Raw genomic sequence first — 24,135 nt, forward strand, 5'->3', positions numbered from 1 at the left:
TCTCTTACTCCCAGCAGAACGGGCACTGAGGGCGAGCGGAAAGACGAGGGAGTTTTTCTGTGGCATAAGCAGAAACTTGGAGGCTGTCGCCGGGCATAAGTGATGGCGAGATAACGGCGTAGGCGTTGTCATGCTGTGCGAGAAGGCTTTGAACCACAAAGCTGGTGTGCGCAGCGGTGGCTGCGATGAGGTGCGGGGGTGCGGGAAAAGGGCGACCAGAAAGCATCGATTGGGTGTGAAGCGCCGGCCACTCTGGATCGGAATCAGTGCGGTAGAGATCGCCGCAGGCGAGACAAGGACCGCTTTCTTCTAAACGGACTGGGCCGACGATCCCGTGGGCGTCGATAAGCCTCACAGGGAGGAGAAAACCCGTGCGTGCTCACGTGATCCTCGACGCAGGAGTCTATTCCGCGAGGATTGCACACGATGATGAGGGTTCGGCGTTGGATATGATCCATAAACTCCTCTGTGCTAGGAAAATTGGTTGACCGCACTACGCGCATCCCACTTTTTTCTAGGAGGTCGGAGACAGCGTCTGCCAGTGGGTCGTCGCCGATAACCGCACTAGTGCGGGGTTTGCTCTGTGCCCTGATGACGCCGTGGGCGAGGAGGTCTTCCATGAGTCCTCGCGCGGCGACAGGATGAAGCCCTGCGGACGTAAGTTCAAAAATTATCTGACCTTTTGCCCGCGGCTCGCGTAAGCTGCGAAGTATCGGAACTAGTGCATCGATAAGCTCGCGTGGTGCTGGGAAAATTCCTGCACGCGTTGAGTCGAGCCCAAACTGAATCCCCTGAGCCCGCACCAATACTTGATGACTGGGACTGAGAACTACGTTTCCCCCCCCCCCCGTGTTCATGACGGTAATTTCAGCACAGAGAGCCATTTTTGTCATGCCCCGTAAAAACACCCCTGAGCTTCCTGTGGAAGTGATCCGCTCGAAGCGTCGGGTACGCACCGTTTCTGCTCGGCTTATCGACGGGCGCGTGCAAATCCGAATCCCGGAGTCAATGAGCAAAAGCGATGAGCAGCGCGTTATCGCTGAGATGTCTGCAAAAGTGAAACGAAAAACCCAATCCACCGCAGAATCGAATGATGCGCTCTTCCAGCGCGCTCAGTATCTGAACCGACGCTACCTGGATGGGAAAGCCAACCTAAGCTCCATCAAATGGGTTACCAATCAACGGCGGCGCTGGGGGTCGTGCTCACAAAGCACGGGAGAAATACGAATTTCTCATCGCTTGCGAGAAGTCCCCGACTACGTTGTAGATTCTGTGATTATCCATGAGCTCGTGCACACGTTCATCCACAACGGTCACAGCAAAGAGTTTTGGGAATGGGCAGACCGCGCGCCCTATGCGGAGCGGGCCAAGGGATTCCTGGAGGCCATGCAGCGGGTGAGCGGTTAAAACTACAAGAAACCCCCGAGCTAGCGTGGCAGTCTAGGAGGCTAGCTCGGGGGTTTAGTGGTGGTGGTTTAAGGCTTCTTGGGATCTTGATCGTCGGAATCGTCTTCCGGCTTGGGGTTTTCCTTGCTCTCGGGGTTTTCGCCCTCAGAAGCGAGCATTTCCTCCAACTTGGTGATCTCTGCGATGGGATCAAAGTCGGTGCCAGCGGAGTCGTCGAGAAGCGCGTCGATGAACTCAGCGGAAGATTCAAGGTCCTCGGCGGTGGGTAAGAAGTCTGGGTGATCCCACACGTGGTCGCGGCGCTCAGTGCCCACGGCGACTCCCACTCGGCGCCACAGCTCTTGGGCCTCGGCGACCTTGGGGGCAGCGAACTCAATCCCTACGACTTTGGCGAATGCCTGCTCCGCAGAACCACCGGTGGCGCGACGACGACGCCATGCCTCGTTCAGGGCGGCTGTCGACGGGATGCGGTCTCCCATGGCCTCAGTCACCACTATCTCCACCCAGCCCTCGATCAGCGCGAGGAGAGTCTCTAGCCGAGACGCTGCGTGGGAGTTACGCGAGGTAATGCGAGGGCTCATATCCAGTCCCTGGAGCTGCTCCATAGCGTTTTGAATCGCGGTGGGGTCGCCGGACTCTAGGTTCAAATCACGCATGGCTTCTTCGATATGAGACGTGTCGATGACGAGGCCTGCTGCGTATTCCTCAACGGAAGAGACGAGTCGCTCCCGCAGCCACGGCACGTGCTTGAACAACCGTTGACGAACAGCCTCACGTGCGCTGAGATAGACCATGATCTCGCGGTCCTCAATTTTTAGACCAGAGGTTTCTTTGCGCAGGTTAGCGGGTAGTACGGCGGTGACACCTGTCGGGGCGATCGGGAGGCCGAAATCTGTGCCAGCAATAGTCTGAGTGGCAAGATCACCTAGGGCGTGGCCTAGCTGCATGCCAAAATTCATGCCGGACATCTGATTCATGATCTGCATCATGGGTCCCACCATCTCGCGAGCCTCTTCGGGCAGCGAGTCCACCTGAGCCTGAGCCATGTTCTCGGCTACCGGGGTGACGAGTCGTTTCCACATAGGAAGAGTCTTCTCTAGCCACAAAGAAGCATCCCATGCAGCCACGGTATTGCCGGATGCGGGCAAAATGGTGGCGTCGTCAAGCCATATTTCCACCAGGCGCACGGCTTCTTCTACCGCAGTGGTGTCGTTGGCCGACACAGCGGTAGAGGAACCGATCTGCTGCTGTGCAATCCGCTCGGCGAGCGCATAGTTCACCGCGCCCTGTCCCTCGGGAGAGTTCATCGTGGAACCCATTCCAGAGAGCATTTGCCCGAATTGGTTCAGCATGTCTCCCAAACCACCGGCGCCAAAGGGGTTGTTGTTGCGGCCGTTGTTATCATCATCGCCATTGCCGCCGAAGTTGAAAGAAAAACCGAATCCATTGGTATTCATGCTTCATAACCGTACCGATTCTTGTGCTATTTGTGCCATGTTGGAGGCAACGCTGTGAGCGAACATGTACCCTAAGGACTCGTGAAACGTCGTCTAAGCACTCTTACACTGGGAGCCCTTCCCATCGTCGTCTTGGGAACTCTTGTCACCATCGATCACGTTCCCGGGACTGATATTGATTTAACCGTGCCATATGCGGCGGAAGGCCCAGGTCCTACGTTCAACACGCTCGGGCAGATCGATGGGCAAGATGTTGTGGAGATTGGTGGTGCAGACGTTGATAAGACTCGCGGCAACCTCAACATGACAACGGTATCTATCCGCAGCGGGATGACCCTGGCTCAGGCGCTTAGCCGATGGCTCTTCACGGATGACACGCTTATTCCTTTGGAACGCATCTATCCCAAGAACAAAACTCCGGATCAGGTTAATCAAGAAAACCAGATTGCTTTCTCATCCTCGGAAGCCTCTGCGACCATCGCTGCGATGAATCATCTAGGTCGCCCGGTGGAAACGGAGGTCGCGGGGATCGTCGAGGAGTCTGCGGCGCATGGGATTCTTCAAGAAGGCGACGTGATAGTAGCCATCGACGGCACGGCTGTTGGTGGCCCCAAACAAGTCCGCGAGACGGTTCGGAAGAAAAAGGTCGACGATAGCGTCACCATCACGTATCAACGCGACGGACAAAAACACGATGCCACGGGGAAACTGGGCAAGAATCCCAGTGACTCCACAATTCCGTTCTTAGGGGTGAGCATGGCGGCTAAACCTGCTGGCGGAATCACGGTCGATTATCACCTTAAAGACATTGGTGGCCCCTCGGCTGGACTCATGTTTTCCCTGGCCGTGGTGGATAAACTCAGTGGGGGTGATCTCAACGGCGGAAAGTTTGTGGCCGGTACTGGAACCATCGACGACGACGGCACCGTGGGCCCTATCGGCGGAATCGCGCATAAAGTTCAAGCGGCTAAAGATGCTGGCGCAGAGCTATTCCTTGCTCCTGCCAAGAACTGCTCGGAGGCCGTAAGCAGAGATCACGACGGCATGACCGTCTTGAGCGTTGATTCTCTGGATGATGCCATCAAGCAAATGGACGCCTATAATACCGGCGGCGAGTACACGGCGTGTAAAAAGTAGCAGCTAGGGCTTAGCTTTTCGCAGGCTCTGTAGCGGCCGGAGTCTCCATAGTGGAGCTCTCTGTCTGAGGGCGCTGCGCTAAGCCCAGCGCATAGATCTGTTCCGCTGGGTCCTTGTCATCGGTAGAGACCATTTGCTGCATAACCAGGCCCTCATTGTTGTCTACCACCGTGATAACTGCGGTGCTACCCAGCGTAGACCAGCCCACAACGCGACGCCCGGTATCTTCTACCACCCGTGAGCTCCTAAGCTCCGTGAGCAGCTGTGTTGTCGATGCGGCTTTGGAATCGGACTTAAAAAATTGGAATTGGCCAATTTTTTCCCCAGAACAAGCCATCGAATTTTGAACCCCGTTTGCATCGCAAGAGTCAAACTGATCAAAAAACTCCTTAGGCGCTAGTGCACCAAATTGCTTGCGGGCCTTCTTCAGATTGGGATTCTTATTGGCCTTTTCCGAGCTTGTCGACGCCACCCCGCTGGTCTCGTGCTCACTAGGCAGAGCAGTCCTCGTAGTCTCTGTCGCAGACTGCGAGGACGCTTCTGATGCCCCAGGAGCCGGAGCCTCCTGATCGCTGCCACACGCCGTCACCCCTAGAAGACCGCACAGCGCGAGGGCACATGCTGGGCGTCGAAAAGCACGAATACTCAGCGGCATGCGGAGAAGAGTGGAGGAAAGCACAGAATCAGCTCCTGAGGCATAAGTCGGGCGGAAACAACTCGATTCTAATCCAATGTCATGCGAAGAGCGGCGATAACGCCAGGTGCGACCCCCGGCCCGCCTCTAAGCTCGATCTCATCGGCGGCGAAAGGACCGCGCGCTTCCAACTCTTCTTCCAAGGGGCGCATCTGCAAAAGCGTCAACTCATGATCGCCCTGGAGAACGCCGGAGAAAAGGCGCGCCGGGCGGGGGCCTGCGGTGGGATCAGAGGAATCTCTAAACATGATCTCTTGAGCCAAAACAGCGCCTATCACTTGGCTTGGCCAAGATATGCGGGAGATATAATCTCCAAGTTCTTCTGAACCCGGTTGTATATGTTCCGGGAGATTGTCTTGGACCACGAGGGCGAGGGGAGAGTCGTCGTCTTCTGGGATTGCTGAACCCACTAATTCCGCTGGGACCAGAGCAAATAGCGTAGGTGAGGCGTCCCATCCTTCGGCGTGAATGAAGTCGACTGCCTCAAGCATTGCCTTATTTAACGCTTGGATGGGGTAGTCAGGAGTGCTCATTAAAAAATCCTTTACATTCACCTGTGAAGAAACTGCCGTAGACTAGGACATTACCTTGTCCATCGTAGAAAACTTTTGCATGGGATCCCCGTTGATTTCCGCGAATGTGTCCCTACAAAGAATGAAATAAAGGAGTTCGAGTTGGCGAACGGCCTTACGCCTCCGTCCCCCTCGATCGGTCGTCCACCTAAGTTGTTCACCCGGATTGTGGTCCTTCTGGTGATTTTGGGTGCGCTGGTCCCCACAGCAATTGGTCTGTATACCAATTGGCTGTGGTTTGGTGAAGTTAATTTTAGGGGGGTGTTTAACAAGGTCATACTGACTCGAATTGTGCTGTTCGTGGTGTTTGCGCTGTTTGCGGGAATCATTACATGGATTGCCGGATGGCTCACTTACCGTGGGCGCCCCGACGAACTCGATGTTCTTGACCTAGAGGGACCCATCCCGCAGTATCGCGCGGTGGTCGAACGCAGTGTTAAACGCTTCTTGACCATTATTCCTATAGTCATTGCTCTTGTTGCAGGCTTCCTGGGGCAACAGAGCTGGCAAACTGTTCAGCTGTTCCTTAACCGCCAAAGTTTTGGTGTGTCGGATCCCCAGTTCGGAATGGACTATGGCTTCTACGCCTTCATGCTTCCGGCGCTGCGTCTGGGATTGGGCACACTATCGATCCTTATTGCAGTAGCGTTCCTTCTCTCTTTGATTGGACATTACCTTCTGGGGAGCATCCGAGTAGGTAACCAAGCGGCTGGGATCCGAGGAAACATTTCCTCCTATGCTCGCGTTCAGCTTTCCGTGACCGCAGGGTTGTGGATGCTTCTCAAGGTGGCCTCTTACTGGTTGGACCGTTATGACTTGCTCAATAACCGCCATGAGACCTTTACCGGCGGTAGCTACACGGACATCAACGCCGTTCTCCCTGCCAAGATCGTGCTGCTGGTTATTGCTGCAGTGGTAGCGCTCTGCTTCTTTTTGGTTGTTGTGCTTAAAGATCTCCGAATCCCGGCTGCGGCCACCGTTCTCATGGTGGTCAGTGCGGTTTCTATCGGAAGTATCTGGCCGCTCATGGTGGAGCGTTTTTCCGTGTCCCCGAACCGCGCGGAGAAAGAGTCGGAATATATCTCCCGCAATATTCAGGCGACTCGATTTGCCTATGGCATCACTGATGACCAGGTAAGTTACTTGAATAACTGGGGTGTCCAAGGACCTAACTCGGAGAAGGTAGCGTCGGATTCCGCGACAGTGAGCAACATCCGACTGCTGGATCCAGAGATTATTTCCCCGACTTTTACCCAGCAGCAGCAGTTGCGAAACTTCTATGGCTTCCCTAAGTCACTTGCGATGGACCGCTACGTTATCGACGGGGAACTACGCGACTTTGTTGTCGCAGCCAGGGAACTTGATCCGAATGCGCTTCAAGAAAACCAGAAGGACTGGATCAACCGGCACACGGTGTACACCCACGGAAACGGCATCGTTGCGGCCCAGGCTAACCAGGTGGACGAGGTAGCTCGCGACGTTGGATCCGCACGTGGTGGCTATCCTGTGTACACAGTGTCAGATTTGCAGTCTACAGATGCTGAAGCAAAAGAACTCGGCATTGTGGTCAAAGAACCTCGCACGTACTACGGGCCGGTGATCGCGTCTGCTCGCGACGGCGCAGATTACGCAGTGGTGGGTTCTGACCAGGGCAACCCTGTGGAATATGACACCGACTCTTCTACCTACACGTATAAGGGTGAAGGTGGAGTTAACATCGGTAATCTCTTTAACCGCTTGGCATTTGCTGTCCGCTACCAGGAACTCAACCTCGTTCTGTCGGATCGCGTTAATAAAAACTCGAAGCTCCTCTTCAACCGTGATCCCCGCGAGCGCGTACATAACGTGGCCCCGTGGCTGACGACGGACTCCGCGACATATCCTGCAGTAATCGACGGACGCATCAAGTGGATCGTGGACGGATACACCACGCTTTCCTCTCTGCCGTATTCGGAGCGAACCTCTATGTCAGAGGCGACCACCGATACCACCGCACAGGTTGGCAACAGCGCACAACGCCTTGTCACCGACAACGTGGGATACATCAGGAACTCTGTGAAAGCCGTCGTAGATGCTTACGACGGCAGCGTGGATCTCTACGAATTCGATGAGCAAGATCCCGTGCTCAAGGCATGGAAAGGAGTATTCCCAGACTCCGTGAAACCAAAGTCGGAGATCTCCGAAGCCCTGATGAACCACCTGCGCTACCCGGAGGACATCTTCAAGGTGCAGCGTAAGATGCTGGCTCGCTATCACGTCGATGACGCTCGCGACTTCTTTACCAACGACCGCTTCTGGTCAGTGCCAAGTGATCCTTCTGCGTCCGAAGGTCAGCAGAACATAGCGCAGCCTCCGTATTACGTGGTGGCCGCAGACCCGCACACCAAGAAGCCAAGCTTCCAGCTGATTACCCCGTTCCGTGGTCTTCAGCGTGAGTATCTAGCTGCACACATGTCTGTGAGCTCAGACCCTGACAACTACGGCAAGATCACCGTGCGCGTCCTGCCCACGGATACCCTGACCCAAGGCCCCAAGCAGGCTCAGGACACGATGATGTCTTCAGATCAGATCGCCTCTGACCGCACACTGTGGCGGGATACAAATGATCTCTTCAACGGCAACCTCCTGACGCTTCCGGTCGGTGACGGCGAGATCCTCTACGTGGAGCCTTTGTACTCCCAGCGTAAAGACCAAGCCTCGGCGTTCCCCAAGCTCCTCCGTGTGCTTGTTTCTTACCAAGGAAAGGTCGGCTACGCCCCAACCATTTCTGAGGCACTATCGCAGGTAGGAATTGACCCCAAAGCTGCGCAGGATCTTGGCGAGGCCCGGAACCTAGGCAAGGTGCCAAAGGCGGACGACGCCAACAAGGATCAATCGAATCAGAAGGAATCGCCTAAGCCATCAGCGCCCGCCTCTGGCGCCGGCGCAACAGGAGATGCGATCCAGAAGATCAATGATGCACTTAAGGGCCTGGAGGCCGCTAAGGGCAAGTCCAATGAGGAGTACGGTCGTGCTCTCGACCAGTTGGATAAAGCTGTCCAGGATTATCGCCACACCACAGGCGGATAGTCCGGGAAGTTAACAAGATCCCCAGTACTCGGTTATATGGCCGCTGTACTGGGGATTTGCCTGTTTGGTCAGTTCTATGTATAGTTACTCCTCGTTGCACAGGACAGCTTGTTCTAAAGCAATCGTCGCGGGGTGGAGCAGCTCGGTAGCTCGCTGGGCTCATAACCCAGAGGTCGTAGGTTCAAATCCTGCCCCCGCTACTAGTATCCCTCCTGTTCTTTAGAAATAAAGAACAGGAGGTTTTTCTTTTGCCCAATGTCTGGACTAAGTGGACCCGCAAAAGAACTATCCCGTACTGAGTCGCTAGCCTAATCTAATAGCTACTTTTCTCACGGCTAACGCCGGCGATAGTGTACGATGAATCCGTTTCCTCTTCAAAGGTGAGCCTCGCTTCAGCATAGACATCAGCCATAGCGTGTCTGCATCTTTGAGCACCAACCACATGAGAACATGATGGGGCTATCAGTTGTTATAAAAGGTGAAGGGGCTTGTTATGGAAACTTCTAAGATCACAGAGTGGATCTTCTTCGAAGAAATCCCAATTCCCGAGGACGTTGTCGGAGTTCTTGTACAAGGGGAACAGGCCTATGCGGCGTACAAAACTCTGCGAGACTCGGCGATTTTCACGTCCAAACGTCTGATCGTTCGCGATGCTCAGGGAATTACCGGCAAGAAAGTGGAAATCTATTCGATCCCGTATTCCTCGATCATGATGTGGTCGACTGAGGACGCGGGGCGCTTCGACTTCAACGCGGAGGTTGAACTATGGACAAGAGCTGGAAATCTCAAAATTAAGCTTGATAAAAAGATTGACGTGCGGCGCCTTGACCATCTCATAGCGACGTGTTTGCTCGCCTCCAATTAACTTTGGAGCTCACGATGACCCCGGATCACGGGATACTGTCTCGGTACCTTGCAGCCCCAATCGCCCTTTCTTGCGAGCACCTCGGGTTAAAACGACCCGCTGCTCCCACAACACTGATTCCGCGCCCTGAGCAATGTGGGCAGGTGGTGTGAGAAGAATACATCGCGTAGTTACATGAATCGCCTGTTGGGAATGAGAACGTGCCAGTACAGCTTCCCCTCAGGTTTGCCTCACGCGAATCGACGAACACGCCATTGTGGACGTTTGATCCAGCCCAGTGCCTCCGGCGTCTTCATTCAATGGAGGGCTACTGATGACGGCCCTGCACTTCTCTCAATCTGGTCAGTATACGAATCTGCAGTAGGACCGGATAAAGGTGGCCGACGACCCCGACCACCAAGAGAATTATAGGGAGCATCCACCCTCTGGCCACACCTGCCCAGAACGCAGTGGCGGTATGAAGTAGGAACGCCCACGCATGACCTGCTGCCGCTGCCCTCATAGGCCGTGAGTCCCAGTCTTTACCTGTCCCGGATGCTCGATCTCCCCGCATGGCGACGATGAGTCTGTTCCACCCGATCCATGAGAGGACGGCGTTGAATAGGTCCACTCCCCATCGATGACTGGACTCACGAGAGAGGGAAATACGATCCCACTGGGAGCATGGGATATGGCGCTCCAGTGATTCGCCGACGAAGAGAGCAAGGCCAAACCCCATGAGAGTTACCGTGATGACGAAGCCTGCAGAGTCAGCGCCAGTCGCATCGGCCACGATGACGAGGCCCTGGATGGCGGCGACCGTTAGTAGCAGAGCGACCATGTAAGGTCACCGCTCCGGAGGGCTCGGAAGCCCTCCGTGCCTGCAGAATTGTTGGGGAATACCAGCGGCTCGGTGGCATCGATCTGATCCATCTGATCCTCACACTCTCTGCAGTGATACTGCCGCTTCGGGTATGAACAAGTTAGCACGGAATGACGACTCATCGTCACGAGGTCGGCCTTCCCCCTCAACGATTTCAGGCGATTTTCTACCCTCAGATGACCATGACGCTAGCAGGTTTGATACTGAAATATAACAGACACAGGCATTAGCGTCTTGAACCACCAATAGGAGAGACCATGGTGGAGAACGACAGGCATCCCACAATCTGAGTGTTTCGAGAGTCGACCGTGCGCGAGTACATGCAGGGGCGTCAGGACTCGGTCCTACTCGTATTCACCGGCAGTGTATTCATCCGAGCCAGGTGTCTCATCAGACGTCCGTAACGATGGTGGACCACTAAGCCGATGTCCTGGTCTCCATACTGTCCGACGGGAGCGGCGGCCGAGGGACAGTTCACGGGGACAATCAACTCCAATAGAGCGATTCACGAGATTTCTCGCCAGACTGATCCCAGTCAAAGCGGACAGACTGCGCTTGCTTGTTGTCCTCCGAGTCTTGATTTTTAGGGAATACTCCGATGCTTCCGCGTGCATAGACATGGTTGACCTTCAGCTGTGACTCCGATGTCGGTATGCGGTTGGACGCGGGGATGCCGCAAGCGTTGTCTGCACCACCGTTGAGATGGAGGGCATTGTCACCCGATCCAGTTGCTGGCATCAGGGTAGGGGCGGTGACGGCCGTGTGCTCGGCGTCGGCAAGCCCGGAGAGTGCGAGAGGATCGTCGGAACCTTTGGGGATTGCTCCTAGGAATTCAACGTCGTAGGCATAGCACATGAAATGTGAAACCTCGTCGGTCTCACTGGCGTTGAGGAGGCTGACCCGCTCTGATGGTAGGCGAACGCCGTCGTGAGCAGTGACAGCCCAGACAAGATAGCGGCCTTCGGTGTCTTCAGTGACTACATGTGCGGGTTCACCGAATTTGAGTTTGGCCCCCAAAGGAGTCATTTTGACTTCTTTACCGTTGGGGTAGAGCAATACCGTTTGCTCAGAAAGCTCTTCGGAAGGCTGCTCAGTGTTTGCCTTGTTAGGTTCTGGAAGGTCCTTCTTGCTTACCATATCGTTATGGCTGTGGGCGGTGACCTTTTTCTCCAACTTTGGCTTATCTTTGTTGGACGGATGGGGATGGAATCCGGCTCGCTCGTCTGCTCCGCATGCTGCGATCAGCATGGTAAGCGTGGCGACAGCAGAGAGCTTAAGAGCTGATGCTCCGAACGAGCGGTGTGTTCTAGCCCAGTGAGACTTTGACATGTTGTTCTCTTTCTCAGTTAGTTTTCTGCAGCACTGACGGTTTTGGGACGAACCGGGATGAGAATCTTGCTCACCCGTTTGGAGATTTTTGACACGATCTCCTCTAGAGGCCCGCGGCCTCTAGCAAGCCGCCATGCCGTGCCAAAGAGCAACGCGCCTAGGACATGAAGAATGAACCACAGCGTGGGTAGCGCCTCAGTAGATTCTTTGAGCGCCGCCATCAGGAGCATGTGAGAGATATACAGCGTCAGCGTCATTGCTCCGGTGGAAATCAGCGGAATGAAGAGGTTCTTAAGCATCCGGGTGATTACTAGGAAAGAACCAAGCGCCAGGGTCGCTGCCCCGAGAGATGTAAGCAAAGAGAATGGTGTGTTGACGTGGGGACCATTAATTGCCAGCCACCACCATGTATCCGTGGGGATATGAATCTCCGGGCCGAAGTCGATAACCCGGAGAATATCCTCTACATCGTAATTATCGGTGTGGTAGTACAGCTGGGTGAACCCACCTGCGTAATCAATAAGGAAAGTCGAGCTAAGGAACCCCGTGATAGCGGCAACCGCACCGAGCGCGATGAGCCTAGTTTGGGTAATTAACCACTGCAGATTCATACGCCCCAGAGCTATACCCACACAGATGTACGCCATCCAGGTGACTACCGGGTAGGTTCCACCGACAAACAGCGTGATGATGGTGTCAACAGGCAGGCTGATCAATGAAGAGAAACTGGGATTAAGCGTGGTGGTATATCCGCCCCAGGAATTGACCGCGAAAATCGCTAGGGGACCGGCCACGATGAACCCCGCTGCGAGGATGAGCAGAGTACGAATCCGCAGGGAAACAAGCCCGACAGCCAACAGAAACAGCAGACCGTAGTAAGGCAAAATGTTGGATACAGGCAGATTGAGTTCGTCGAGGGCTAGCCCCAGGACAAAGACGATAACTGCGCGGACCGCTAGCGACACCCGATCACGTTGAATCGCCCTACCAACGTGGGGCATATTTCCACCGGTAAGAAGTGCGATAGTCACTCCTGCGAGTAGCGCAAACAAAGCAGAAGAATGCCCACCGAATAACTGCCAGATCAAGGTAGGCTGGTCGGTGTATTTGTTGTAGGCCGGCAGCACATGGATTGCGATCATTCCTACTAAAGCGAATCCACGGGCTGCATCGATACCAGTGATTCGACGTGGATCGGCCGACGGACCAAAGGCAAGTTCTTTGTTCCATCGTGATGGTCGAATCTCTGGTTCTGGTGGCGGGCTATACGGCTGAGGTACTACCTCGGCTTCGCCATCCCAGATGGGGCGGACACGTGCTGGGCCTGGTTGTGGCCTGGTTGCAGCATCCGATGTTTGAGGCTGCGTAGAGATCTGTGATGTCATTGTCGATTCCTTGGATGTGGTGAAATCAATCCACTAGCTGGTGAGAACGGCTTCTTTAGGGAGAGTGCGTGGAGTGGTGTTATCAAAATCGGTGATAGTTTTGGGGTCCTCGACGTAGGAAACAGGGTTTCCCGACCAGACGCTGTCATTGGGAATGGCATCTTGGCGCAAGATCAAAGATCCCGGGCCGATGGTGGCGCGATCGCCGATCGACGAGCCAGGAAGAATGAAGCTGTTGGGGCCAAGCGTGGCACCTGTACCCAGAGATACTGTCTCCAGAGCCATAACGCGGTCATGGAACAAATGGGTCTGAAGGACAGTGCCTCGGTTAACCGTGGACCTATCTGAAAGGGTGATCAGATCGAATTCCGGAAGCCACCAGGTTTCGCACCATACGTCGCGGCCAATGCGTGTACCCATGAGGCGCAGCCACCAGTTATAGAGTGGCGAGCCGAGCGACATTCTGATTAGCGAAGGCACAGCTAGAAGCTCAGCGATATTATCGATCAGCTCGCCGCGCCAAACAAAGGTGGAAAACAGCGTTCGATGTCCTGCGGTAAAACGACCTATGAGCAGCCATTTCAACACGATTGGTACAACACTGGCGATAATCCCGGCTCCGAGAACGATGGGGAAAGCCCAAAGCACAACTGCTTGGATTCCTCCCCACCCACGTCCGCCCGACATGTATGCCAGTGTGCCTAGCCAGACGATGAGAAGATCCAGATAAGCAGTGACGATGACCGGCAGCAGCCGGAATAATTCGACGAACGCCCGGGCTACTTTGAGACGGGTAGATGGATTAAAGGTGCGTGCGACGTCGGCGTCGATATGCGCGCGCGGGATTTGTCTCGTCGACCTGCCAAGCCATGATGTGCCTTTGCCAGGGCGTTCGGGGGTCGAAGAAAGGACTGCAACCAAAGACTCAGCGGGGAGATCGTGGTCAGGACCGACGATCCCGGAATTGCCCACGAATGAACCATCGCCAAGGACAGTCGTACCGACGTGGACCCAGCCGTTGTTATAGCGTGCCGATGTACACATGGAATGATCTGCAAGGAAGCAACGGTCGCCGATGGCCGTCAAGTGCGGAATCGTCTCGACTGTAGAGATCTCAGTGTCCTTGCCAACGCGAGCTCCTAAAAGCCTAAGGAAAGCAGGGGTGAGCCAACCGGCATACACGAAATACGTGGAAGTGAGCGTTTTCTGTAGCAGAGTGTGCGTCATCCACAGAGCCCAGCCAGTGCTGGAGTGAATCGGGAAATAACCTGGCCGGATTAACAGTGAACACAGACGAACCAAGATGATGACCAACGCTAGCCAACAAACGATGGTGAGAATCGCGAAAACTGGCGTCCATGCCGCCAAGATCAGGAAGACCTCTTGGTACTGGAAGTTATTGATTACCGTGGGCAAGATGAGGAAGGTCGCCGGTAGCACTGCGAGAACAGGCAGTACGTTCAACAATGACAATCCGAGGATATACAGCAGATGGTGGGAGAAGAATCCCAACCCGGTGACCATGCCGTCGGTGATAGCTTCCTTGGGTGTTTGGCTCGGCCAACTGGTTCTGCTTGGCCCATTGTCGCTGAGCGGATTTCCGCTGTAGCACCGGCCTTCGACGACTGCTCCGGTGACGCAGGATCCAGGGATGATTTCTACGTCGTCGCCAACAGTTGATCCCGGGGAAACGAATGTTCGCATACCAACGCGCACCCGGTCACCGATAGTGATAGGCCTGAGATAAAAGGTGTCGCCATCGATCCAGTGTCCGTTGATATCGACTTCGTTTTCTAAAACTGAACCCTCGCCGATTGTTGCCAGTCCGGTGACTGGCGGGAACGTTGCCAGCGTGGTTCCTTTACCTACTGTGCAGCCAAAGAGACGGAACAAGAGCGGAGCTGATGGAGTATCGAGGAGTGGTTCTAGACGCAGATAGGCCAAGAAGCGTTCGGCCGACCAGATTCGCAGGTGAGTCCACCCGCCACGAGGATAGTCGCCAGGCCGGATACGGAAAGTAGCGACGCGAGCCACAAGCGCAGCCTGCAGAATTTTTCCGGGAGTGGAAAAGATCACGATCATACCGATGAAAACCGGCCAGAACGGAACGGTGGGTACCCATGCTGCAGAGAAGAAGAATCCGAGTGCCCAGACAACGAAAATCGTTCCGACGACATAACGAGCAACGTTGACGGTGTAGATACTGCAGACGACCAGGAACTGGACGATACCGGACCACCACGGGATTTTCTGGGGTAACGGTCGCTGTTCGGTGTCGTTATAGAGCGTATCTACATAGGCAGCCATAGTGGATAAGGTGGGATTATCGTATAGGGCTCCGATATCCAGCGCGGGATGGGATTCCCTTAACGCGATGGCTAATTTTGCGATAGCAACGGATGAACCGCCAAGGTCGAAGAAGCTGGAGTCCGCTTCGATTGGAACAGGACCAAGCTGATCGATCCATTTATCGGCAAGCCAACGCAGGTGTTGAGGCAGTGCTTCAACAGAGTCGCGGGAATCCGGTAACGGCCAAGGAAGAGCTTTGCGATCAACTTTGCCGGAGGTCTTCATGGGGAGCTCGTCGACAATGCACAACGTGGGTGCGATTCCACCAGGTAGAACAGTGGACAGATGGGTGCGGGCTTTGTGCAGATCGATAGTGCCGGGCTTGCCGTTGTCTTCTTCGGGGACAACATAGCCAACAATCACATCTGACCCCGCTGTCGTTGTTTGCTTAGCAGCTGCTGCAGCCGCCACTCCAGGCACGGATGCAAGGGCTCGATCGATTTCACCGAGCTCCATGCGACGACCACCGAATTTGATTTGATCGTCGGCACGGCCAGCGAAGATGATTCCCTCCTGATCTGCCACAACAAGGTCGCCGGTTCGGTAGGCGCGTTCCCAGCCTAAAGACTCTAGAGGTGCGTAGGCCTCTGCATCTTTTTCTTGGTCGAGGTATCGCCCCAGGCCAACACCTGTTACAAGAAGTTCGCCAGTTTCTCCCCAACGCACGGGTTCACCGGTTTCTGGATCTACGATGGCTAACTCCCAGCCGGGAACTGGTCGGCCGATTCGGACGGGTTCCTTATCCGTCATTGGTTCCATGAGATGGCCTGAGCAGATGATGGTTGCTTCTGTTGGACCGTAGGTGTTCCATAGCTCGCGCCCTGGGGCTGCGAGTCGGTTGACAAGCTCTACGGGAAGAGCCTCTCCACCAAAGATCAATAGGCGCACTGCGGCCAAAGATTCGGTAGGCCAGAACGAAGCGAGGGTCGGTACCGTGGAGACGGCGGAGATTTTGTTTTTTGTAATCCATTCGCCGAGCGCATCCGCAGAACGGACAATATCGCGAGGCGCAGGAACTAGGGCGGCTCCGTAACGCCAGGCCAGCCACATTTCTTCACAAGAAGCGTCGAAAGCTACGGAGAGACCGGCCATGACGCGATCTTGAGGACCAAGTGGGTCGTTGACTAAGTACATGCGTGCTTCTGCGTCGACAAGCGCTGCTGCAGAGCGGTGGCTCACTGCCACGCCTTTGGGTTTGCCGGTGGAACCGGAGGTGAAGATGATCCATGCATCGCTTGCGACCGTTGGCTCGCAAGGTTCGACCGGTGCAAGATCGTTGCCTCGGAGATCGAGGGAAAGCTCCGCTCCATAGACTGCGGTGACGTTGGCTTCTTCCCAGACTGTGTTTGCACGAGAGTCCGGGTCATCCCAATCAACAGGCACATACGCTGCCCCCGCACAGAGCGTCGCGAGGATCGCTATGTACAGATCGGTGGTACCTGAGGGCACCCGAATACCGATACGCGCTCCGTGGCCGACTCCGAGCTTAGCCAAGCGCTCTACTTGATTGTTGACACGTCCCTCTAGCTGGCTATAAGTCAGAGATTCGTTTGTGCCGACGAGAGCTGTGGCATGGGGATAGCTGGTTACAGTCTCACGGAAAACGTCAACGAGTGTGCGTGGTTCGGGGACTGTCTCGACGCCGTAGATTGCGTAGGTGCGGTCGTCGGATGGGGATGGATTTCCCACCGAAAGAGTTCCTTTCAAATAGTGTGAGAATGCCTCCAAAAACGTTATGGAGACCCTTATGTCAGTGCGTTTTCACCCCAGTTGTAATCTGTATGCTTTGCATGATTACTGGTGCTCAATGGGGTGATAAGAATGATCGGGTCTCAATCTAATAACATCTTCAGCTTAGGTGCAAATTAGTAAAAATTGGGTCTTTTTATTGGTTGCTATAATTAATTTCTTATTTATGTGGGCTGTGCAGGGACTTTTATTTATTGGGACATATGAGCTTTGCGAGATTCTATAATGTGAGTTTGGACACATTTGCGGGGGTCCTGCGAAAAGTGCCGTTGCGACTTTGAAAGGGATACTCGTATTTCAGGTACGGCGGGCATCCGGCTCTGTCGGATTCTTGCAATTTCCGTGAGGAAAGCGGTGGTGTTGGTTTGGGGCACTAATGAATTATTTCTGGGGCTATAGATTCAGTGTGGGGGATTATTTTCGGGTCGCCGTTTTCTGAAAGGAACCCGCGCTTGAGCTAAGGGGTTAGGGGCGCTTTTGGCTTATGGGGATCAATAACCCTGCGCGAAAATATTAGAACTTTTAAATAAATAAGTTTCAGGGCCAGTTTTTGAATACTTTCACACAGTCAAGTTAAAGTTACTTGTTTGTCATTTTAGAAAATAAATTGAGAAAGATCTCAGCTTATTGCTAGTGACCTGGTTTTTTAGCGAAATGAGAATAAGAATGTGTAAGGAAGCCTCGCGTAGCTGGCGAGCACTTTTGAAGCGTTTAATAAAAGCTGCACACATATCACAGGGGATATGTGTAGCTGCAATTGTTGCCCTGGTGTTTTCTGTTGTAAGCGTTGTAGCTGAAACACCAACTGCTCATGCACAGAATGATGAGTGCGCAGGGACTTGGGAAAACCTGAAGTGGGTTGATGGCAATGGTGTAAAGAATGGCAGTTACGATAACGCAAGTACGTTTGCTACAGCTGAGTTCACATGGTCGATTCCTGATAGTGCTCAGCCGGGCGAAACTATTAGCTTTACGCTTCCAAAAGAACTTAAACCTGCTTCTGGAACTCAGCATTCGTTCAAACTCTATGATCCACAAAATCAGGAAGTGGCTGTAGCAACATGGTCAGGAAAAACTCTTAACATTGTATTGTCCGAGTATGTTTCTCGCCATTATGAAGTTTCGGGTGAAGCCAAGATCTCGCTTGAATGGGATCGTAGCAGCATAAACATCCAGAACGGTTACGATAGTTCTCGTGACGGCAAGCTTCAATTTAGGGGATGCGGCACAGGAGACCTTGATGGGAAATATCCAGCAGACGGCCCGGCTGGTAGTACTCACGAGTCCAGTAAAGTCGGAAGCTACATAGGAAAGACCATCGTTGATGGAACCTTTGTATATATAACTCACTGGGCAGCTTATATTGGTAGCGATACTAAAGGAACTGAGACCACAGATGGCGGGTTCCGGATAGAAGATACTGCACCGGCCGGGCATAAATTCGCCTGCGATTCGAAATATAATGGTGGCTATGATGTTGTTGATCTCTTTAGTTACTACAGAGGTCAACGATATCCGGGGGCTATTTACGATGCATATGGGAGATATGGGCAAGGACAGTACAACGGAGTGAACCAGCCTACCTCTGGATTACGGGGATACAATTTTGAAGTATTTTGCACTCCGGAAAAGTTGATAGTTACTTTTCCTTATGGAATTTCACCCCAGTCTGGTCCAGCTGTGAGCTTTTATACATACACAGAAGTGCCTCCAATCCCATTTAGTAGACAGCAAAATACTGTTTATATCAATGGAAAACCGTATGTTGGCGAAGTACAAATTCCTGGTGCTGAGGGGAGCGGTTCAGGAAAATTCGGTGGATTCGCTATCCGCAAGCTTGTTAAAGCAAGCGAAAGCGTTCAAACTCCGCCCTCTTTCACCTTTAGCTATAGGTGTACGAGTGGGACCATTACAAAAAGCGGAACGACGGATGTTCCTGCAAACGGAGATTTTGTCCACGTCAAAGACATCGAAAAAGGTATGCGCTGTGAGGTAACGGAAGTTTCCCCCAGAAGATGCAGCACCGAAGCCACGCTTGACATGGGAAATAGATGGTAAACTCGCAGACAAAGCTGAATTTGAAGCGCGCTCTCCGGAAGAGAAATCCATCGACCTCATCGCAATTAACAACTATGATGCAACTCCTAAAACTGGAACTTTCACTATCACCAAGAAAGTTTCTGGCTGGGATGAGGAAAAAGCGAAAGGCAAAGAGTTCACGTTTAACTACCAATGTGAAGCTGCTGGACAGGCCGAAATTAAGGGAGAAATCCAGGTAAAAGGCAATGGTCAAAAGACGTCCGTCTCACAGCAGATTCCTGTTGGCGCAAAGTGCAAAGTCACTGAACAATCTGACAGCGCGCAGATCGAGGGGTACTCGTTAAAGACGATGGTCACTCCGGCAGAAGTGACTATCACAGACTCTGAGGGCGATAAAGCGGTCGGTTTTGAAGCTGTTAACCAGTACGAAAAGACTGCAGGAACTTTCCGGATTGAGAAGCAGCTGGTGGGTGCGGATGATGTCGTTAAGCAGCTAGAAGACCGTGAATTTACCTTCAAATACACGTGTGGTAACGATGCTGAAGCTACGGCAAAGGTCTCTAAGAATAAGCCGTTTGAATCACAAAAGCAGTATCCCCTGGGTACCGAATGCACGGTGAAGGAAGAAGCTACAGGTACTGAGGTTAAAGGGCAAAAGTGGACTCATACGCTTACCCCTGCTGACGGAAAGATCAAGATCGGTGCGGAACACACCGCAAAGGTAGTGGCCTCGAATACGTACACCCCGGTTCCTAAAGGCCGATTCACTGTGAACAAGAAGCTTGAGGGACCAGCTGCTTTGCTTGCAGATGAGGCTGTGCAGAATCGTAAATTCAAGGGACAGTGTCGCTGCGGTACTCAAGACTGGACTCAGTTCGAGTTTTCCGTGAAGGAACCTTTCGTTTCTCCTGAATACCCAGAAGAAACTTCATGTCACATAGAAGAGCACACCAACAGTACGGAAATTTCTGGTTTCACGTGGTCAGGGGCAAATGACAACAATGTAAACATTCAGGTTGACCTGATCAATAAGTACACCCAGAAAGTTGGTGGTTTTAAGCTCATCAAGTTTGTTGATGGCCCCGCGGCTTCGCTAGCAAAAGACTTGAGTACAAGTTCGATTATGTCTGCGGCGAGAAAACAGGCTCGCTCAAGGTCAAGGAAGGCCAGACCGTTGATGGTCCCACCGACATTCCTATTAACACGGAGTGCACTATTACGGAATCGGAAGTTGATGCCCCAGCCGGTGTGACATGGGTAGGTAAGCTTCCTAACGGTGGAAAGTTCACCATTAAAGAATCCGAGACTATTGATATCCACGCCAAGAATACTTTTGAGTATTCAAAGGGCGGGTTCTCAATCCTCAAGACCGTAGGCGGCGATGCTGCTGATCTGAGTACGTTTAAATCGAAACAGTACGAGTTCACCTATGTTTGTGAGCAACCAAATGGTCAGCAAGCTAAAGGCACTATTAGCGCAACTCCTGGAAAGAGCGTTGTTGTTAAAGACATACTCGTTGGTTCCAAGTGTGAGGTAACGGAGACTCAGTCTGTCTACCCGAACGTCGACTGGTTGGTTGAACTTTCGGGTGAAGGCGTGGAAGCCGAGGGAAACAAGGCAAGGTTTAAGATTGCGGATCACAATAAGCCCTCAGTCAATCTGAAAGCAAAGAACACTTTCACCCAATATAAGGGCGGATTCTCTATTGAGAAGACCGTCGCGGCGGAAGAGGGGATCAAGACTCCGCAAGAGTTTGACTTCACATGGACATGCGGCAATGTGAACGGTGAGGTTAAAGTACCCGTTAAAAATGGCAAGGGATCCGTGGATGTTTCTGAAGAGATCCCTGTTGGTACTTCATGTGTAGTGGCGGAAAAAGACGCTAAGGTTGCTGGAACAGAGCTAGTGACTGAGTGGAAGAACCAACGCTTCACGATTGGAAAGCAGTCAGAAATTGTTCAGGTCTCTGCGAAGAACATCTATAAGCATGAGACCGGCGCATTCCTCATCGAGAAACAAATTATCGGTGGTGCTAGGGATAAAGCACTCGATAAGACGTTTACATTCAATTACGTCTGTACCAAGGACGGCAAAGAAATAAGAAAAGCATCCACGCAGATTAAAGGTGAAGGAAGCTCCGAGCTTATCGACGCCCTACCTGTGGGCGCCGAATGTCGCATAGAGGAGCAAGATGCCAAGATCAGTGGAACGCGTTGGAAGCACACTATCTCTGAGCATGGAAAGTTCAAGATTTCTAGTACGAACGTGATCTACCAGATAACGGTGGTCAATGGTTATGAATCACCCAATTTCCTTTCGATTCTCCCATTGATACCGCTCATCCCGTTGATACCTTTTATTGTCGGGCCGCCGCAGCCGCCAGTGATTACGCCTGTTGCGCCGATAATAAAGAACCCTCCAAACGAGAAACCTCGTGAGCAAAAGACCGCTCCTAAGCGTGACAAGCCTTCGTTGGCAAGGACGGGCGCAAATACGTTGGGAATCGCTTTTGCTGCGGTGTTGCTAGTCGGAATAGGGCTGTTGTTGGTGCGCCGTAACCGGAGAAGCTCAATAACGTCACAAGAACGAACCGAGGAGGCTGGAAATTAATCCACCTTTCTAGTAGTCGGAAATAACTGAAGCATGCCACTCATAATGGCATGCTTCAGTTATTTTATGCTGCGTCACCTTGTGGGAAAAGAAGCTCAAATATAGAGCGATTAGCAGGGTTAAACGTGGCCAAAAAATAACTATTTTTGGGTAGAAAACTATAAAAATAATGAACTGTGGTATTTCACACTTAATTAAATGACCCCCATTTCGTACGAAATGGTGAACGGGTGGAATGCGTGTCGAAAATATAGATCTAACTGCGTGGATATTCCCCTTTTTTAAAATTTAATACCCATGACGTTTCAAAGGAACGGTCTAAAAGGTGACAAAAAACTCAGGTTTTTACAGAGTCTTTCTTAGTTTTATTTTAGTTTTGCTAGAAAAAGTGTTAAGTTCCTAAGTACACTGATCGGATGCATTCATTTTAATTTCCACTTCTATCTAAGGAGAGTTTTATCTTGAAGATTCGTAAGATCACCCTCACTATTGCGGGCGCTACCATGCTGGCAGGCGCAGCAGCGGCGATCACTTCGGCACAGGCAAGTGGCAAGTACTCATTCGCCAGAACGGCACCCGCATGCGTGGTGTCATACAACCTTTGGTGATGGTCAGCATGACCTTTGTAACTACTACAACTGGGCTAAGGACGCCGCTCACGAGCTGAGGAAGAGCGGGGAGATTGCGGATGCTGAGGCCTATGAGAGTCAGGCTGCCAAGGCGCTTAGCCGTCTTCTTTATGCTGAGCAGAAAAAGGGTAGCTAAGACCATACTTTCGTAGCTTTGGCTATTGTTTCGTTACTTGTCATCAACACCCTTACGGTTCTTTCACCGCCAACTGGAAGAGCCGTAAGGGTTTTGCCGTCGCGGGAGGCCAAAGAGCGACATCTGCAAGCTCTGCTGCGATCGTATTGTGAGACTGCGAAAAAGTGGCGTATTTTGGTTTCTTTACTGGCTTTTATTGGGCCGATAAAAATTTTAGTTCGATTGTGATCTTCATTGCAGCGTTGCTGCTATGGGGTTTTGGTGAAAGTGGCCTTTAGCTGCGCAATGTGGTGCGGGGTTGCGTGAGGGCGTCGAAAAGCTTTACCGATAACTATTACTTGATAGCTTTCACCGTGTAGTTTCTCTTTATCGCTTAGTGCACAATGTGCTGGGCTTTGTCCGAAAAGGTCGGTCAGATTTTATGACTCATACAGACTCCTCATTTCTTACAGCGGATCAGGAGGGATACAAAACAACACTGAGTTCACGTCATATCCAGATGATGGCGCTTGGTTCCGCGATTGGTACGGGACTCTTTATGGGGGCCGGGGGGCGTTTGGCCACTGCTGGGCCATCATTGGTTTTGGCGTATCTTATCTGTGGTTTTTTTGCTTTCTTTATTCTGCGTGCCGTCGGTGAGCTTGTTTTGTACCGCGCCTCTTCCGGTGCTGTGGTGTCGTGGACCCGCGAATTTATGGGGGAGCGAGCAGGATTTGTAGTGGGATGGGTCTACTTCATGATGTGGGCTTTGACCGGAATTGCGGATACAACGGATATCGCGATCTATCTGAAGTTCTGGAACCTTTTCTCGGATATCCCGCAATGGGTGCTTGCGTTAGCTGCGTTGGTTATTGTTTTGCTTCTTAATCTCATCTCTGTTCGGGTGTTCGGTGAGATGGAGTTTTGGTTTTTGGTTCGCCATGATCAAAATTGCGGCGATCTGCTTGTTCATGGCCGTTGCAATCTTTTTTGTGGCAACGGGTCGCATCGTGGTGGATCAGCCGGCGGGCTTTGCCAATATTCTGGAACATGGTGGAGTCTTCCCCATGGGATTTTTGCCTTTGATCGTGGTTATCAGCGGTGTGGTCTTTGCTTACTTTGGCATTGAGCTGATTGGTACTGCGGCAGGGGAGACCAAGGACGCTGAGAAAGAGATGCCTAAGGCTGTAAACAGCGTTATTTGGCGCATCATTGTGTTCTACTGTGGCTCGGTCATGCTGCTGGCTTTGGTGCTCCCGTATACCGCATATTCTGCAGGCGTCTCGCCATTTGTGACCTTCTTTGACTCGATAGGCGTTCCTTCTGCTGGCACGATTATGAATCTGGTCGTTATTACTGCGGCTTTGTCTTCATTAAATGCTGGTCTGTACTCCACTGGTCGTACTATGCGCACCATGGCGCGCGCTGGAACAGCTCCGGAAGTGCTGGGTGCCTTTAATAAGCGAGGCGTGCCTTTTGGCGGCATCGCGTTGAACTCTGCAGTGGTACTAGTGGGTGTGGTCATCAATTACCTTGTGCCGGGCAAGGCATTTGATATCGCCCTCAATATGACGGCAATCTGCGTGGTCATTAACTGGGCCTTCACCATCGTCTGCCATATGCGGATGATTAAAACGGTGGAGGAGCGCCCTGCTTTCCGGATGCCGTGGGCTCCCGTGACCAACTGGATAACCTTGGGCTTCTTGGCGTTGATTGTTATCTTGATTGCTGCTGGTTCCTGGGATGGATTCCTCACTGTTGTAGCATCTGTGTGCATGGTCCCGCTGTTTATAGTGGGGTGGTATGCGACCCGCGGCCAGGTAGAAAAGCGCCGCGCGGAGCATGCACAGGAAATTGCGGCATGAC

14 protein-coding genes, 1 tRNA gene and 3 pseudogenes are annotated in these 24,135 nt (G+C 52.7%); 10 read left to right on the forward strand and 8 right to left on the reverse strand.

Translation table 11 applies throughout. From position 1 onward, the window contains the following. Nucleotides 1-4: 4 nt before the first annotated feature. Nucleotides 5-893: pseudogene (locus CBE74_RS24545) on the reverse strand (hypothetical protein). Here CBE74_RS24545 and CBE74_RS15535 point away from each other — a divergent pair. Further along, complete coding sequence (locus CBE74_RS15535) at nucleotides 892-1,407, forward strand: M48 metallopeptidase family protein (RefSeq protein WP_087453525.1); 516 nt, start codon at nucleotides 892-894, stop codon at nucleotides 1,405-1,407. The pseudogene CBE74_RS24545 and the gene CBE74_RS15535 overlap by 2 nt on opposite strands. Nucleotides 1,408-1,475: 68 nt before the next feature. Here the strand turns inward: CBE74_RS15535 and CBE74_RS15540 are convergent, their stop codons facing one another. Continuing rightward, nucleotides 1,476-2,864, reverse strand: a complete 1,389-nt coding sequence (locus tag CBE74_RS15540; RefSeq protein WP_087453526.1) for a zinc-dependent metalloprotease — start codon at nucleotides 2,862-2,864, stop codon at nucleotides 1,476-1,478. Between the two features lie 81 nt (nucleotides 2,865-2,945). Between CBE74_RS15540 and CBE74_RS15545 the strand changes: the two genes are divergently transcribed. Further along, entirely contained in the window at nucleotides 2,946-4,001 is a 1,056-nt protein-coding gene (locus CBE74_RS15545) for a YlbL family protein (RefSeq protein ID WP_087453527.1), read from the forward strand. A gap of 10 nt (nucleotides 4,002-4,011) precedes the next feature. On the opposite strand, the gene CBE74_RS15550 is transcribed toward CBE74_RS15545, so the two are convergent. Beyond that, complete coding sequence (locus CBE74_RS15550; RefSeq protein ID WP_087453528.1) at nucleotides 4,012-4,680, reverse strand: hypothetical protein; 669 nt, start codon at nucleotides 4,678-4,680, stop codon at nucleotides 4,012-4,014. 44 nt (nucleotides 4,681-4,724) lie between these two features. Then, on the reverse strand, nucleotides 4,725-5,228 hold the full coding sequence (locus tag CBE74_RS15555; protein ID WP_087453529.1) for a PPA1309 family protein: 504 nt from the start codon (nucleotides 5,226-5,228) through the stop codon (nucleotides 4,725-4,727). Between the two features lie 141 nt (nucleotides 5,229-5,369). Between CBE74_RS15555 and CBE74_RS15560 the strand changes: the two genes are divergently transcribed. The 3 genes from CBE74_RS15560 to CBE74_RS15570 all read left to right on the forward strand — a co-directional run bounded on the left by CBE74_RS15560 (nucleotide 5,370) and on the right by CBE74_RS15570 (nucleotide 9,201). Continuing rightward, on the forward strand, nucleotides 5,370-8,336 hold the full coding sequence (locus CBE74_RS15560) for a UPF0182 family protein (protein WP_087453530.1): 2,967 nt from the start codon (nucleotides 5,370-5,372) through the stop codon (nucleotides 8,334-8,336). Nucleotides 8,337-8,462: 126 nt separating this feature from the next. Continuing rightward, nucleotides 8,463-8,536, forward strand: a tRNA-Met gene (locus CBE74_RS15565). 293 nt (nucleotides 8,537-8,829) lie between these two features. Beyond that, complete coding sequence (locus CBE74_RS15570) at nucleotides 8,830-9,201, forward strand: PH domain-containing protein (RefSeq protein WP_014525451.1); 372 nt, start codon at nucleotides 8,830-8,832, stop codon at nucleotides 9,199-9,201. A 307-nt stretch (nucleotides 9,202-9,508) separates the two neighbouring features. Here CBE74_RS15570 and CBE74_RS15575 read toward each other — a convergent pair whose 3' ends face one another. The 4 genes from CBE74_RS15575 to CBE74_RS15590 all read right to left on the reverse strand — a co-directional run bounded on the left by CBE74_RS15575 (nucleotide 9,509) and on the right by CBE74_RS15590 (nucleotide 16,815). Continuing rightward, entirely contained in the window at nucleotides 9,509-10,021 is a 513-nt protein-coding gene (locus CBE74_RS15575; RefSeq protein WP_087453531.1) for a hypothetical protein, read from the reverse strand. A gap of 528 nt (nucleotides 10,022-10,549) precedes the next feature. After that, nucleotides 10,550-11,392: a hypothetical protein gene (locus CBE74_RS15580; protein WP_225870254.1), complete on the reverse strand. Its 843-nt coding sequence runs from the start codon at nucleotides 11,390-11,392 to the stop codon at nucleotides 10,550-10,552. A gap of 17 nt (nucleotides 11,393-11,409) precedes the next feature. Further along, entirely contained in the window at nucleotides 11,410-12,777 is a 1,368-nt protein-coding gene (locus tag CBE74_RS15585) for a heparan-alpha-glucosaminide N-acetyltransferase domain-containing protein (protein ID WP_087453532.1), read from the reverse strand. A gap of 33 nt (nucleotides 12,778-12,810) precedes the next feature. Further along, the gene (locus CBE74_RS15590; protein WP_087453533.1) at nucleotides 12,811-16,815 is read right to left on the reverse strand and encodes a Pls/PosA family non-ribosomal peptide synthetase; all 4,005 of its coding nucleotides are present in this window, start codon (nucleotides 16,813-16,815) and stop codon (nucleotides 12,811-12,813) included. Nucleotides 16,816-17,508: 693 nt separating this feature from the next. Between CBE74_RS15590 and CBE74_RS15595 the strand changes: the two genes are divergently transcribed. The 5 genes and pseudogenes from CBE74_RS15595 to CBE74_RS15620 all read left to right on the forward strand — a co-directional run bounded on the left by CBE74_RS15595 (nucleotide 17,509) and on the right by CBE74_RS15620 (nucleotide 24,134). Beyond that, entirely contained in the window at nucleotides 17,509-18,933 is a 1,425-nt protein-coding gene (locus CBE74_RS15595; RefSeq protein WP_241656039.1) for an Ig-like domain-containing protein, read from the forward strand. After that, a complete protein-coding gene (locus CBE74_RS15600) occupies nucleotides 18,911-20,167 on the forward strand; it encodes a DUF5979 domain-containing protein (RefSeq protein ID WP_225871180.1) in 1,257 nt (418 codons plus the stop codon). The genes CBE74_RS15595 and CBE74_RS15600 overlap by 23 nt, the downstream gene beginning before the upstream one ends. Then, nucleotides 20,080-21,525: pseudogene (locus CBE74_RS24550) on the forward strand (DUF5979 domain-containing protein); the annotation flags it as partial. The gene CBE74_RS15600 and the pseudogene CBE74_RS24550, both read left to right, overlap by 88 nt. A 546-nt stretch (nucleotides 21,526-22,071) precedes the next feature. Further along, on the forward strand, nucleotides 22,072-22,290 hold the full coding sequence (locus CBE74_RS15615) for a hypothetical protein (RefSeq protein ID WP_225870253.1): 219 nt from the start codon (nucleotides 22,072-22,074) through the stop codon (nucleotides 22,288-22,290). A gap of 421 nt (nucleotides 22,291-22,711) precedes the next feature. Beyond that, nucleotides 22,712-24,134, forward strand: a pseudogene (locus CBE74_RS15620) (amino acid permease). The last annotated feature ends 1 nt before the right edge of the window (nucleotide 24,135 follow it).

Source organism: Corynebacterium silvaticum, from assembly GCF_002162115.2.
Taxonomy (GTDB): domain Bacteria; phylum Actinomycetota; class Actinomycetes; order Mycobacteriales; family Mycobacteriaceae; genus Corynebacterium; species Corynebacterium silvaticum.

Excerpts from the sequence above, each read along its gene's own strand:
- CBE74_RS15535 (WP_087453525.1), top strand. The coding sequence starts at position 892 with ATGCCCCGTAAAAACACCCCTGAGCTTCCTGTGGAAGTGATCCGCTCG.
- CBE74_RS15540 (WP_087453526.1), bottom strand. The coding sequence starts at position 2,864 with ATGAATACCAATGGATTCGGTTTTTCTTTCAACTTCGGCGGCAATGGC.
- CBE74_RS15555 (WP_087453529.1), bottom strand. The coding sequence starts at position 5,228 with ATGAGCACTCCTGACTACCCCATCCAAGCGTTAAATAAGGCAATGCTT.
- CBE74_RS15570 (WP_014525451.1), top strand. The coding sequence starts at position 8,830 with ATGGAAACTTCTAAGATCACAGAGTGGATCTTCTTCGAAGAAATCCCA.
- CBE74_RS15575 (WP_087453531.1), bottom strand. The coding sequence starts at position 10,021 with ATGGTCGCTCTGCTACTAACGGTCGCCGCCATCCAGGGCCTCGTCATC.
- CBE74_RS15580 (WP_225870254.1), bottom strand. The coding sequence starts at position 11,392 with ATGTCAAAGTCTCACTGGGCTAGAACACACCGCTCGTTCGGAGCATCA.
- CBE74_RS15585 (WP_087453532.1), bottom strand. The coding sequence starts at position 12,777 with ATGACATCACAGATCTCTACGCAGCCTCAAACATCGGATGCTGCAACC.